The sequence below is a fragment of the uncultured Hymenobacter sp. genome (assembly GCF_964242765.1).
Taxonomy (GTDB): domain Bacteria; phylum Bacteroidota; class Bacteroidia; order Cytophagales; family Hymenobacteraceae; genus Hymenobacter.
Map to the genome: position 1 here is coordinate 175,174 of NZ_CAXTBM010000001.1, position 13,651 is coordinate 188,824.

A 13,651-nucleotide genomic window follows, 5' to 3' on the forward strand; every position below is an offset into this window, starting at 1 on the left:
CAGTGAGACGGCGGGTAAACCAAGCTTGATGCGAAGACCAGGCAATGGGAGCAGTGTGCACCGCCTGCTGACGTACCCGTGCCTCATTAGCCCACGTGAAATACAGCCGCATATCAGCAGTAGTAGCCCGCCGAATGGATAGGGAATACGTGAGGTGCAATGCTGCAAATACCTGCTGATAGCGCTGAGCGGCGGCTCCGTCGAAAATAGCCCGCTGCCGGATCTGCATTGCACTGGCTAGGTCAGGCAGTGCATTATCAACTAGAGTAGGCAAACTTGGGAATAGTAGCGCCAGATTTGCATTGACGAGAAAATCTAGAATGCGCCGTTGGTTCTCGGCCGTAGGATAAAGCAGCAACAGTCCTCCTAGTGCGCAGCATTCATACGCCATGCCACTCGGTGGGCACACAAAAATCCCGCAGCTAGCCAACAATTCGGCCATTGCCGCTGCTGATAGATTGTGGTATAAGCGCACGGCTGGCTTATGAGCAGCGTACTCGTTTAGAATCTGTTGATGAGGATAAGCGGCCCCCGTAACCACTGCTACCTTTCGCTCGGGGAAGCGCTGCTGTAGTTGCTTCAGCACCAATAAAGTATGATTGTGAGGGTCAGCGCCGCCCATATTTAAAAAAATGCGCTTGGTGTCTGGTTGGTGAGTTGGACGTAGCGCGGCCTCCCGAAACGGCCGACGCAACAAGGCGTACGCTGGTCCTAAGCACAGGGTGGCACCCGGTTCAGGGGAGTAAAAAGCGCGTGTTATGCCTCCCGCAGCGTTAACGATAACATCGCACCAGCTGTGCTGCGTGCCCATATCGTCCAAGCAAATTAGTGCCCGCGACGTGCGTTTGAGTTCACGGCGATAAGCATCATCGAAATCATAGCCATCCAATACCAGGATGGTGGTAGCAGATACCTGTTGCTGGAGCCAAGTAGCTTCTTCTAGTAGCGTCAGGCCACTTGGAACCAGATCATAGGTGAAACCACTAGCTAGGATTTGGTCTTGTATAGCGCTATCTGAGTCTCGAATTATAAAGCGGCAAGCAAACTGCTGGTGCAGCATTTCAGCCAGGGCCAAGCACCGCATAAGGTGCCCCAAGCCGATACGCTGGTTAGCATCAGCCCGAAATACGACTTGCGGTAAGCTCCCAGCCATGCGCTACACCTTTTTTTGCTCGACGTGAGCATTCAGCGCGACCAGTTCCGGGTGCTGAGCCAGCAAAGAAATGAGTGAATCAGTAGAGAGAGTGTCTGCCTGGTACTGCTCAATCAGTTGCTGAATCAGGAGAAAATCCTCGGCTGTATCTACCGTCAGGCGGTATTGGCTGTGGTCCTGTGGAAGAACAACGTGTTGGAACCGAACTTTCCCCGACCGGTTCTGATGAATGTAGGGCGTAACATGTTCCCGGTCGGAATCTAGTGTAGCTTTTAAAGCCGCTTCTTCTACTAGTTCACGCGAGAAGATTTCAAAATCAAGGCCTCGCGGATACGTACGATGCAATACGTTTGACAGATAAAGCCGCGGGTCGTTCTGCTGCACATAGTCGTGTACACCTTGCGCAATGAGCGCACCATCTAATAGAGGGCAATCGGATGTAACTCGTACAAGTATATCGAGGTTGTACTGAGTTGCGCATTGCTGATAGCGGCTCAATACATCGTGTTCATTACCACGGGTAAAGGGTAGATTGGCAGCTAGAGCAAATTCAACCAGTGGGTCATCAGCAGCGTTTGTGGTTACGGCCAGATACAGCGGCAAGCCACTTTGCAGCACTCGTTTCACATGATAATGTAGCAGCGGCCGCCCGGCAATTGGTTGCAGTACTTTGCCCGGCAGCCTAGTGCTAGTCATTCGCGCTTGTGAAATGATGCCAATACGGGGAGAAGATGATTGCACAGGATCAGCGTTACGACAAAAACTTTCGAATGCAGGCAACAACGTAGTCTTGCTGCTCATCTGTTAAGCTCGGAAACATAGGTATGCTCAGGCAATGCGCATAGTACTGCTCCGCTCTTGGAAAATCACCAGTTTTCCAGCCTAGCTCCTGATAGTAGGGCATAGTGTGCACCGGAATGTAGTGCACTTGCGCATAAATCTGCTGCTCCCGCAGAAAGTCATACAAACCTTTACGGTCCTCAATCTGAATCACATACAAGTGATAGGCATGGCCAGCAGCAGCAGCCAGAGGCCGCACGCCGGGTAAATCAGCAAACGCGGCGTCATAACGGGCGGCCAGTTGTTGCCGCCGCGCTAGTCCTTCGTCGGCATGACGCAATTGGCTGATACCGAGGGCGCAGAGCATATCGGGCATTCGGTAGTTGTACCCTAATTCCTGCATTTCCATGTACCAGCCACCATCGTGGCGCTGCATTTGAGCGGGGTCTTTGGTGATGCCGTGGGTGCGTAGCTTCAGTAGTTCCTGGTAAAGGTCTTCGCGGTTAGTAGTGACCATGCCGCCTTCGCCAGTGGCAATGTGTTTAACGGGATGGAAGCTGAAAATTGCCAGATCAGCAAACTGGCCGTTTCCACATTGTTGTCTCTGGTTCTGAGAGTCAGTGAAAAAGCCCCCTGGCGCGTGACATGCATCCTCGATTATCCATAAGTCGAACTCATCGGCTAGGCGTCGGGCCTCCTCCATATCTACTGGTAAGCCAGCAAAATCGACCGGAATCAACCCATGGAAATAGCCTTGAGGATGAGCTTCAAGCAATGTGCGCACTGCTTTTAAATCAATTAGGGCTGTAGTTGGGTCAATATCTGCAAAGTGAACCTCGCCACCGCAGTAGCGCACGCAGTTGGCCGAGGCAACAAACGTGATAGGCGAAGTAATAACGCGCTGTCCGGGCTGTACATGAAGAGCAAGCGTGCAGAGGTGCAAGGCCGCGGTGCCATTGCTTACTGCTACCGCATAGCGGGCCCCAACATAAGCTGCAAACTTCTCCTCGAACTCTATTACCCTAGGGCCTTGCGTTAGAAAATCGGAGCGAAGAGCTTCTGTAACAGCTTGAATATCTTCTTCCGTGATATGTTGACGACCGTAGGGTATAGGGGGCATGAAAACAGTTTAAAAACTTGGTGCTCGACTACCTGCACAAAGGTCATAAATCAGGAAGTACTTGCAACTGATTTAGTGAATATGTTACATTTACCAGGAATATTTTTACATCTAAATATTCTTTTGCATCACTCTCAAATTTATCCGTTCCAGCTTACCAGTCAAAAATGAAGCACTTCTATCGAGTATCTATAATGCTGATCTTGGCATTGGCGAGTATTTGTACCCCTATTGCACTATATGCCCAGCGAGAGGCTACTATTTGGCACTTCGGCAACCAAGCCGGCGTAACCTTCGCCAGCGGAAGTCCGATAGCTGTTTCCAATAGTTCGCTTAGTTCCTACGAAGCATGTGCCAGTATTTCCACTTCCACTGGAAATTTGGTGATGTATAGTAATGGCGAGAATGTATGGAATGCAAACAATCAACTCATGCCGAATGGTACCAACCTTGGTGGACATACATCGGCCTCTCAAGGGGCACTACTTCTGAAACACCCCGGCAATTCAAGTCAATATTTCATCTTCATCGTCGATGCTATTGACAACAATTTAGTGGGCGGACTTCGCTACTCACTTGTTGATATGTCATTGCGAGGTGGCTTGGGTGATGTAGTTGCAGGCTCGAAGTCTATTCGCCTACCCACACCTACGCTTACTGGCAAAGTCACTGAGAAGCTTACAGCCGGACTTCATTCCAACGGTCGTGACTACTGGATTGTAGTTCATGGATGGCAGTCCAACACTTTTTATAGCTTCTTGCTCTCTGCTGATGGTATTAGTGCTACTCCAGTTATAAGTACTGTAGGACCTGTGCACACTGGAGGTGGCAGTTTTTTTGGTGCAGCAAATGCTGTTGGCTATATGAGAATTTCGCCTTTAGGAACTCACTTAGCACTTGCTCAAAGAGATAGACAGTTCGAACTCTACAGTTTTAACAATTCAACGGGGAGTGTTTCGAATTACGTTTCATTGCCAGCTTATGGTGATCATTATTGTGGGATAGAATTTTCGCCAGATAATTCTCGACTTTATACAAGCACCTATGTAGATGGTGGGTATGCGAGTACGATTTATCAATACAACCTGCTGGCAGGCTCGTCAACTGCTATCAGTAACTCGCAGCAAACTATTGCGAACTTGTCAGGGCTATCTGTGGTGTTACAAGTAGGACCAGATCGTAAAATCTACATTGCTCCTTTCAACACTCCTTTTCTGCATGCTATTAATTCGCCCAACTCTTTAGGCACAGCTTGCGGACTAACTCTGAACACAGTATCGTTAGGGCAGCGAATAGCGCAGGTTGGCCTACCCAACTTCCCCAACGCATTTGCATCTCAACCTTTATCTACTGCGTCGCAGAAGTTGGCAGAACAAGTAGCGGTGTATCCTAACCCAACTCAGGATGTGGTTTGGGTGCGCTTGCCAGCTACTCTGCATAAGCAATCGTCTGAGGTGGCTGTCTTCGACGCCTTGGGGCAAAAAGTGCTGCAAGAGAGGCTGCGCGTTTCTACCAACGAAGAAGGCACTGCCGTGAAGTTGCCAGCCATGCCAAAAGGAATCTACACACTTCAGGTCACTACGAGTGCTGGCCTCACCAGCAAGAAGCTTGTCATTCAGTAGCAAGCTGATGGGAGTGAATGACGGCCCACAGTAGCTTTCGGAGAAATAACGTCAGAAGTAGTAAGCAAAAGGACCTTCTCAATTGAGAAGGTCCTTTTGCTTACTACTTCTGACGTTATTTCTCCCAGCATTGCTCGGTCCTTTTTTACATAGTATAAGCAAGGAATGGCCTGGGTGGAATCAACTGCACCCGGTTTGAGGGTTGAGGCGATAGTCTAAACCGTGAAATTAGGGTCGACGTGCAAACGAATTTCTTCCCGAATTTCCTCGGCTGACAGCCAATGAGTGTTGTTGGCCGAATCATAGTGAAAACCTAATGGGACCCGCTGCCCATCGAATTGAGCGATAAACTGGTTGATGCTCCACTGAGGAGCAGCGGGCAGAATCACGTAGTATTTGTTTAGTTCCACTGTGCTCAGCGCATCAGTCGAGGTAATCATCTCCTCGTGCAACTTCTCACCAGGGCGAATTCCTACAATTTCCTGTTGGCAATTCGGGCCGATGGCTTGCGCCACTTCCGTTATTTTATAGCTCGGAATTTTAGGTACGAAGATCTCGCCGCCCCAAGCATTTTCCAGCGCGTAGAGTACTAGGTTCACGCCTTCTTCCAACGAAATGTTGAAGCGGGTCATGTCGGGGTGGGTGATGGGCAGCACCCCGGAGTGGCGGCGTTGCAGAAAGAAGGGCACCACCGAGCCGCGCGAGCCAATTACGTTACCGTAGCGAACCACCGAAAAACGTAAATCCCGGGCACCCTTCATATTGTTGGCGGCCACGAACAGCTTATCGGAGCAGAGCTTGGTGGCGCCGTAGAGGTTAATGGGAGCCGCCGCCTTATCGGTACTTAGCGCCACTACATCTTTCACGCCGCAGTCGAAGGCAGCATTTATCACGTTTTCGGCCCCGAAAATGTTGGTCTTAATGCACTCCATGGGGTTGTACTCGGCGGCGGGCACCTGCTTGAGGGCCGCGGCGTGCACAATAATATCAACCCCCTCGCAGGCCCGCTTCAGCCGCTCTCCATCCCGCACGTCGCCAATGAAGTAGCGAATGGCTGGGTACTTGGACTGCGGAAAGATCTGCGACATTTCGTACTGCTTCAACTCATCACGCGAATACACCACCAAGCGCCGGACCTGCGGAAATTTCTCGAACACGGTTTGCACGAACTGCTTGCCGAACGAACCGGTGCCACCGGTAACGAGAATAGATTTATTGGTTAGATCGAGGGCCATTAGGGAATGGGGATGAGAGACTAAGGGAAATAAATGAAGCAGCACAGCGCCCCACGGGCAAATCGGGTGGCAAAGGTACGTGTACTTAAGGAGTGCAGAAAGCCGGCAGGAACTGAAAAGCAAAGCCGTTGCTGGTTGCCGTTTTCTTTACCTGTGATTCTAGCGCTTACACTAAAAGTGTAACGAGCTGCTCGGTTAAGGCCTGGCGGGAGTAGCGCGTGTGGCTAAGAGCCGGCAGATCTAGGTTGGGATTAATGCGCCATTGTGCAACAAGTGATTCCAAGTATTCGAGCATGGCTTCGTAGGCATCATACGGCCAGGCGCGGCCGGCCCCGCATTCCTGCAACAGATGGTCAGCATCGGAACCGGTTGGGCCCACGCAGATAATAGGCTTGTTGGCAGCCAAGTACTCAAACACTTTGCCGGGTAGGATACCGAAGTTGTGGGGCACATCCGGAATGGCCATCAGCAGAACGGTCGAGCGCAGCAGGTGTCCCACGGATTGGTCGTGCGGCACAAAAGGCAGTAACTCGGTGACGTCGGAGAGGCCGCTTTCCACGAGTTGCCGCTGCACCCCTTCGGCCACCTTGCCCACAAAGCGCAGTCGCAACGGCACATCGGGGCAACGACGGCGGCACTCAGCCACGGCGCTTAGCAGTAGCTCAATATGGTAGGTTTCGGAAATAGTGCCGGTGTGCGTGATGAGTAGCGCGTCGGTAGGAGGGCAGGAGGGTAGCTGAAAATCACTCTCATCATAGCCGTTCGGCAGCACATGAAACTTGCTGTCTTTGAGCTTCGCCGATTTGCCTAGGAATAGCCGTTTTGTGTCGGCGCTAGTAGTGAGTACAATGTCGGCCTGCTCGAGCACTTGCCGCTCGTAGCGGGCATCCAGCCAACGAGCGGGCGCGGTTTGATTGATTTCGGCGCGGTAGTAGATATCAGTCCAGGGGTCGCGCAAGTCGGCTAGCCAGCGGAGGCCATAGCGGCGTTTCAGCTCCAACCCGATTAGCTGCGAGGAGTGAGGGGGCGAACTAGTAAGTACTGCGTCAAAGGTTTCGCCCTGTGCCAGCAACTCGGCCACAACTCGAAGCACGTGCGAATTCCAACCCCGCCGAGCATCCGGAATGAATAAGTTGCCGCGCACAAACTTGAAAAGCTGCTGCGTAATACTGGTTTTGCTTTCGCTGGCAAATCCGCCGTACGGAATCTGTTCCCGCCCCGTTAGTTTCTTGTAGCTCCCAAATGGTTCGGAAGTACCCGTCCGAATTACCCGGACGCTGGCGGGTATCTCAGCGGCCAGGGAATGATCCAGCACCGGATAAGCACCTTGGGCTGGGTCCACGGTGATTACGGTAGGCTCCACTCCCAGTCCGGGTAGGTGCTTCACAAACTTCAAGCTTCGTTGCACGCCTGCGCCTCCGGAAGGTGGCCAGTAGTAAGTAATAACAAGCAGACGGAGCGGACGGGCGGCAGACACAAGCAGATCAAATAGCGGTAAGACGCGCGAAGGTACACAGACGCGGCCTTTTGGGGTTTTCTGGTTACTTTTGAAAGCTGGATTCGTCTCCCTTCCTCTGATAACCTTTATGAAAGTAGAAAAGCTCTACAATCTTTCGGTTCAACGGGATTTCAAGGAGTTAAATGGCTCTAAGCAAGTTGGATTGGGACAAGCCGCAACGGAAATTGCTTCCGCCGCGCTATCTGTATCCGCATGTAACTCAGATGGTATCCTAAGTGCTAGGGCACCCTATTCGGTTGCGTAGTAGAAGCCATTTTCAATACAGCTAAATCAAGTAAATCACCGATTCAATGTTTGATAATCTAAGTACCAAACTCGATAAAGCCTTTAAAACCCTCAAGGGCCAGGGCAGTATCACCGAAATCAACGTGGCGGCCACCATCAAGGAAATCCGCCGCGCCCTCGTTGATGCCGACGTAAACTACAAGGTGGCCAAGGAAGTCACCGACAAGATCAAGGACGAGGCCATGGGCCGCGACGTACTGACGGCAGTGTCGCCGGGCCAGCTCATGACCAAAATCGTTTACGATGAGCTAACGTTGCTCATGGGCGGCGACAAGAAGGATATTGTAATCAAAGGCGACCCGGCCGTAGTGCTGCTTTCGGGCTTGCAGGGCTCGGGCAAAACCACCTTTGCCGGCAAGCTGGCCTCGTTCATTAAAAAGCAGAACCGCACGGTGCTGCTCGTGGCCTGCGACGTGTACCGGCCAGCCGCTATCAACCAGCTACAAGTACTAGGCGAGCAGATTGGGGTGGAGGTGTACGCCGAAGTCGAGAACAAAAATCCGGTGGAGATTTCGCGCAATGCCATCGAGTACGCCCGCAAGAACAACAAGAAAGTCGTTATCATTGACACCGCCGGCCGCTTGGCTGTGGATGAGCAGATGATGACCGAAATCGAAGCGGTAAAACGCGCCATCAATCCCTCGGAAACGCTGTTCGTCGTGGATTCGATGACGGGGCAGGACGCGGTAAACACGGCCAAAACGTTCAATGACCGTCTCAACTTCGACGGCGTGGTGCTCACCAAGCTCGACGGTGATGCTCGTGGCGGGGCCGCGCTCAGCATCCGGGCCGTGGTAGAAAAGCCCATCAAGTTCATCTCGACGGGCGAGAAAATGGAGGCGCTGGATATGTTCTATCCAGATCGGATGGCCCAGCGCATCCTGGGCATGGGCGACGTGATTTCGCTGGTCGAGCGTGCGCAGCAGCAGTTCGATGAGGACGAAGCCAAGCGTATCAACCAAAAAATCCGCAAAAATCAGTTCAACTTCGACGACTTCCTCTCGCAGCTAGAGCAAATCAAGAAAATGGGCAACCTCAAGGACCTGGTAGGCATGATACCCGGCATGAGCAAGGCCATCAAGGATGTTGATATCGACGACGACGCTTTCAAGCCCATCGAGAGTATTATCAAGAGCATGACGCCGCACGAGCGCGCCAATCCAGATGTGCTCAACGGCTCGCGCCGCAAGCGCCTTGCTAAGGGTTCGGGCACCGACATTCAGCAGGTTAATAACTTGATGAAGCAGTTCGAGGATATGCGTAAGATGATGCGGACCATGAACAAGATGAGCCAAACCAAAGGTGGTATGCAGCAAATGGCCCGCATGATGGGCGGTATGGGCAAAGGCGGTGGTAAGTTCTAGACGCTAGCTTCCAAGGCAAGAGAAAGGCCCGTACGTATAGTACGTACGGGCCTTTCTCTTGCCTTGGGAAGTTGGTCTGCAAACCTTCATCAATGAAACTGGCCGCCGCAGAAGTCTGCGGCGGCCAGTTTCATTGATGAAGGTTCGGAAATGCTAGTTGCGAATCATCGGTAGCGTGAAAACCGTTTCTGCGTTGCGCACCCGAATTAAGTAAGAGCCAAGCGGAAGGGTATTCAAGTTGAGTGAGTGCTCAAGCCCACCGACTAGCTGGAACTTGCCAACCACTCGACCCGATAAATCCAATACCTCAACCTGCGACTCCAGGGCAGGCAAAGCCGTGAGGTCGAGCATAGCAGTACCTTGGTGCGGGTTCGGATACAACGCAATAGCGCCCTTCGTTCCACGTTCGAATTTCACTACTCGTACCGGAGAGTAGCTGCTGCCTCCATCAAGGTCTACCTGACGTAGGCGGTAGTAAATTGACTTCAGCGATAAACGGCCGGCGCCAATATCGGTGTAGCGGTAGGAGGTTTCGTGGGCGCTTGTGCCCTGGCCTTTCACTGCCCCGATAGATTCGAAGCTATGCCCATCCAGGCTGCGCTCGATGTCGAAGTGGTCGTTCTGTAGCTCGCTGGCTGTGGCCCAGGTCAGCTCGGAGTTCAAATCTGCGGCCTTCACATTGAAGCTCTTTAGTTCTACGGGTAGTGGCCGGGCGATGGTTACATCTTCGGCAGTGCTACTGGTGGCTGTGTAATTGGAACCGCCTGCGGTTCCGGAGGTAGCATCGGTGCCCCCTGCGTAGTTCCCGCCAGGTTGAATGGTGCTAGTGGCGGTAGTGCGCAATGGATTGATATAGGCAACTGCGCCGCTGGCTTGATAAGCTTGGTTGTCATTGGCAGTAGCCGCAATGGCAGCCCGGAATGTAATACTTATAGTAGCGCCCGCCGGCAGAGTAGCTAAACCAAAGCTAGGCGTACTGCTACCGGTCGGGGCAGTGAAGCCACTTGGCGTGCCTGAAGTATTATCGGCTAGCGTTAGAGTTACCTGCGGTGTATAGCTGTTGTCGTAACTGAACACGTTAGCCGGCAAGCTAGCGAGGATGCTTAGGGTGCTGGCTTCACCTCCTGTATTCGAAACAGTAAGGGTGTACAAAGCCGGATTCACGGCGCTACCTGGCGCGCCCACTCGGGTTCGGTTCGGAGTGGAGGTTCGTAATCCTACTGTGAGCATAGGCAGGCAGCCACCCGTTCCGGCTACAGTGTTAGGTATATTCGCGCTAGTAGCCGTGGTGCTACTGCCCGCGTCGCCAGCCTCAGCACCGAAGGCTGTCGAAGTGCCATCTGTAGTGCCACCACTGGCACCGGCTGTTGTTGACCTAGCTGCTAAAGCGCTGTTAGCGTAGATGAATCCGCCGCCGCCGCCGCCCCCCGGACCTACGGCCGTAGGAGAATTAGTGCTAGCGCTGCCACCTTGGCCCCCATTGGCGCTCACCGTTAAGCCATTAAGACCATTCGCTACGCCCGTAGGAGGGGTTGCTAGCAGCATTACCGTACCCCCGGCGCCGCCGCCGCCGCCGCCTTCGGTTGAATTGGGTACACCAGGAGCAGCTCCACCGTTAGCCGTTATAGTGCCAGTGCCCGTTACCAAACCCGTCCGCAGGATAATGATGCCGCCGCCGATGCCTCCACTACTCAGATATTCGGCCACTGTTGTAGCATTGGTTGCACCAGCACCGCCGCCACCGCCCATCACCAACACGGAAGAGCTACCCGCGAAAGCAGCACCGCCAAAGGCGCGGGCTCCACTGCCATTAGTGCCCGTGCCGGCACCATAACCGCCTCTACCACCTTTGCCAGCGTTACTACCGCCGCCGCCACCCGAGTTGCCACTGTTATTGGTGGGTGAAGCATCAGTAGCGCCACCGCCCGCGTTGCCGGGAGCCCCTTGCGCGGTACTGCCGTTCAGATACCCTTCGGCAGCTGCTCTTGTTGTTACTGTTCCTCCGTTATACACATATCGGGGAGTCCCTGCTGTACCTTCGCCTTTCGAACCATGTGCTCCAGCGGATGAGGTTCCAGCTGGAGAGTCAATAGCTAGGTTGAGATAGTCGTCCGCATTATAGCCGTTAGCTACACCGGTGTACGCTTTGCCACCACCACCACGGAAGCCTTTAGCATCCATGTTTAAGGAGGCAGTACCGCTAAAAACGGTCTTGCCCGCTACGTCCAGGACCAACACGCCCCCACTGGTACCGTTCCAGGTGGCCCCCGTTATGCTGCCTCCCGAAATGGTAAGAGTGGAATATTGCGGCACCCGAATAACTTGAAAGCGGCGCTGGCCAGTTTGAGTGCCCGATATATTGCCGAAAGTGACGTTTTCGTAAGCGTAGGCAAGTGGCTTTTTCAGCGTAAGCGTAGTGTTGGTTCCAGAAACTGCTGTACCCTCAACAATAGCATATTCGTAGCGGCCAGCCGTTAGGTTAGCTGTTAAGTTTCCACTGGCCGCCCCACCGGCCACCCCGTCGCCGTAGGCATTGGTGTCCGTAACATTAAGGTCGGCACCCTGCATTTGCATAATCAGCACAACATCTCCGGCGGCTATCGGAACCTCTGTGCCAGCAGCGTTGCGTACTGCCCCCACTCGTACTGTTGTGCTGCCTGCTGCCACAGATAGGTTGCCCGAATAATAGGTGTTGACTATCTGATTTGCCGCAGTTACAGTCAACGGACCGTCTTTGCCGGGCGTGGCGCAGGACACGCCTACATTAGCAATGCCCGCAATGGTGGTGATAATTATGGCCGTGTTGTTAGCCGTAACCGGGTCTGGAATGGAGTTGGTAGAAGCGGCGGTGCCCGTGACGGTGCCGCTGTTGGGCACCGTAAAAGTTACGGAGTTGACTATTGGGGCGGCTCCGCTAGCTAAGCTGGTGACAGGCGTGAACGTGACCACACCCGTACCAGAATTGTAAGTGCCGCTGGATGGAGTCACGCTGCCAGCAGGTAGGTTAGGGGTGAGTTGCAGGCTGGGAGCCACATTCTCGGCCGTAACCGGCCCGAGGTTGCTCGTGCTTATGGTGTAGGTGATGATTGAGCCAGGGTTGGCCGATGTAGGACCGCTCACGGTAGTTGCTACATCAGCCCCTTGCACCACAATGGTGATGTTGGCTGGGCTCGAAGTGGAAGTTGTTTGATTAAGTACGTCGCTAACCGTGTACGGAATGGTTATCGTCCCGGCGAAGCTCCCAGTTGGAGTGAAGGTTACCTGACCATTAGTATCGGCCGTGAAAGTGCCGCCTGGCACTGCGAACGTGTTCTGAACGCCCGGTGTGCTGAAATCCAGGTCTAGAGAGCCAAGTTGAAACCCGGTGCCCGGAAATATATCGTTGCTGATAGCGTTTACCGTAACTGGCTGGTCGTAGCGCGTGGCCGCCAAGTCATCGTTGGCAAACGGCGCCTGCACGATATTCAAATTGCGAATTTCGTGGAAGTTAGTCGAGCCGCCCGTAGAGCCCGAAAAACCTAAGCGGAGCCTGTCTGGCGGTGTAGATACAGTAACATTATCAACAGTTGTGGTAACCACGTTACCATGCTGTATTCGTACAGTTATCCGATACGTTCTAGTAGCGCCAGAACCGATTGGTACCACGTCAATAAACGCCCGTCGGTAGTCTGGGGAACCCGGTTGCGCTCGGGCAGTAGGTACATCTAGGCTGAAGCCGAGTTGGTTTAAGGCTGTGCCAGCGATATAAGGGTAGTCAGTAGCGCTAGAACCATCGCCAGCACCCCGGATGGATACCGCATCAGGAGTGGGGCCCGGACCACCAACGCGCCCTTCGGTAGGGTTGGCATAGTTGCCAAATTCGTCGATACCAATACCAATATATCCTCTGGAAACGCCTGGGGCAACGGGGTCAATTGTTTTCTGGGCGTAACCTAACGACCCGCCCGTGGCACCAATACGGACGCCGGTGCTAGGCTGACCGGCTTCATCTACCAAGAATACGCTGAAGCCGTCAGCTCCGGTACCACCGTAAGCGAAAAATTCAAAAGAGATGGTAAAGCCGTCAGGAGCGTCAAAGCCTACATTATCGACAATAGAACCCGCAGTATTTTGGGCATTGCTGGTAAGGCGCAAATAGCCCTGGCCTATGGCATCATCACCAGCGGTGCCAGTGCCAGTGAGGCGTGCGCCACTAAGCGTGAAATTAGGTGCCGAGTCGGTTTTGAACGTTTCGTTGCGGGGAAATTGTGCCTGAGCAGTATGTGCCAAGCCTAATAACAAGGCTGCTGGCACTAGCGCTTTACCGGAAGATTTCAGATAGGCTCGCATCCGACTGAATGGGAGGTAAAGTGTTTTCATGTAGTACAGATTGTGGTAATTACTTAAAAGATATCAGGGCCAAGCCTGTAAGGACACTATCCAACATAATCAATCAACTCCAGTCCAATCATACGTCTAAGCAAGCCTAGGTCTCAAAGCAAATATAGAAGCCTTATTGAGGTTAGGCAATTGTACTTTGTTATTTATAGGTCAATAATATCCAATTGGTTGAAAAAAGTTCTTAAAACAAAAA

8 protein-coding genes are annotated in these 13,651 nt (G+C 53.0%); 2 read left to right on the top strand and 6 right to left on the bottom strand.

What is annotated here, in order from left to right; all coding sequences use genetic code 11:
• The 3 genes from pseG to pseC form a co-directional block, all read right to left on the bottom strand.
• Positions 1-1,153: UDP-2,4-diacetamido-2,4,6-trideoxy-beta-L-altropyranose hydrolase (gene pseG / locus ACFE7X_RS00635; RefSeq protein ID WP_375433713.1), on the bottom strand; the 1,153-nt coding region annotated here is incomplete at its 3' end.
• 3 nt (positions 1,154-1,156) lie between these two features.
• Positions 1,157-1,894, bottom strand: coding sequence for a cytidylyltransferase domain-containing protein (locus tag ACFE7X_RS00640; RefSeq protein WP_375433714.1), 738 nt, complete (start codon positions 1,892-1,894; stop codon positions 1,157-1,159).
• Positions 1,895-1,904: 10 nt separating this feature from the next.
• Positions 1,905-3,053: a UDP-4-amino-4,6-dideoxy-N-acetyl-beta-L-altrosamine transaminase gene (gene pseC, locus ACFE7X_RS00645; protein ID WP_375433715.1), complete on the bottom strand. Its 1,149-nt coding sequence runs from the start codon at positions 3,051-3,053 to the stop codon at positions 1,905-1,907.
• A gap of 167 nt (positions 3,054-3,220) precedes the next feature.
• Here pseC and ACFE7X_RS00650 point away from each other — a divergent pair, with 167 nt between their 5' ends.
• Entirely contained in the window at positions 3,221-4,675 is a 1,455-nt protein-coding gene (locus tag ACFE7X_RS00650) for a T9SS type A sorting domain-containing protein (protein WP_375433716.1), read from the top strand.
• A 215-nt stretch (positions 4,676-4,890) separates the two neighbouring features.
• Here the strand turns inward: ACFE7X_RS00650 and pseB are convergent, their stop codons facing one another.
• Together pseB and ACFE7X_RS00660 are read right to left on the bottom strand one after the other, a co-directional pair.
• The gene (pseB, locus tag ACFE7X_RS00655; protein ID WP_375433717.1) at positions 4,891-5,910 is read right to left on the bottom strand and encodes a UDP-N-acetylglucosamine 4,6-dehydratase (inverting); all 1,020 of its coding nucleotides are present in this window, start codon (positions 5,908-5,910) and stop codon (positions 4,891-4,893) included.
• 166 nt (positions 5,911-6,076) lie between these two features.
• Positions 6,077-7,387 (bottom strand): glycosyltransferase family 4 protein, encoded by a 1,311-nt coding sequence (locus ACFE7X_RS00660; RefSeq protein ID WP_375433718.1) that lies wholly within the window; start codon positions 7,385-7,387, stop codon positions 6,077-6,079.
• Between the two features lie 332 nt (positions 7,388-7,719).
• Between ACFE7X_RS00660 and ffh the strand changes: the two genes are divergently transcribed.
• On the top strand, positions 7,720-9,078 hold the full coding sequence (gene ffh / locus ACFE7X_RS00665; protein WP_375433719.1) for a signal recognition particle protein: 1,359 nt from the start codon (positions 7,720-7,722) through the stop codon (positions 9,076-9,078).
• Between the two features lie 153 nt (positions 9,079-9,231).
• Here the strand turns inward: ffh and ACFE7X_RS00670 are convergent, their stop codons facing one another.
• A complete protein-coding gene (locus ACFE7X_RS00670) occupies positions 9,232-13,437 on the bottom strand; it encodes an Ig-like domain-containing protein (protein ID WP_375433720.1) in 4,206 nt (1,401 codons plus the stop codon).
• Positions 13,438-13,651: the final 214 nt, after the last annotated feature.

What these genes read in the sequence shown, in the direction of transcription:
- pseC (WP_375433715.1), bottom strand. Translation starts at nt 3,053, where the DNA reads ATGCCCCCTATACCCTACGGTCGTCAACATATCACGGAAGAAGATATT.
- ACFE7X_RS00650 (WP_375433716.1), top strand. Translation starts at nt 3,221, where the DNA reads ATGAAGCACTTCTATCGAGTATCTATAATGCTGATCTTGGCATTGGCG.
- pseB (WP_375433717.1), bottom strand. Translation starts at nt 5,910, where the DNA reads ATGGCCCTCGATCTAACCAATAAATCTATTCTCGTTACCGGTGGCACC.
- ffh (WP_375433719.1), top strand. Translation starts at nt 7,720, where the DNA reads ATGTTTGATAATCTAAGTACCAAACTCGATAAAGCCTTTAAAACCCTC.
- ACFE7X_RS00670 (WP_375433720.1), bottom strand. Translation starts at nt 13,437, where the DNA reads ATGAAAACACTTTACCTCCCATTCAGTCGGATGCGAGCCTATCTGAAA.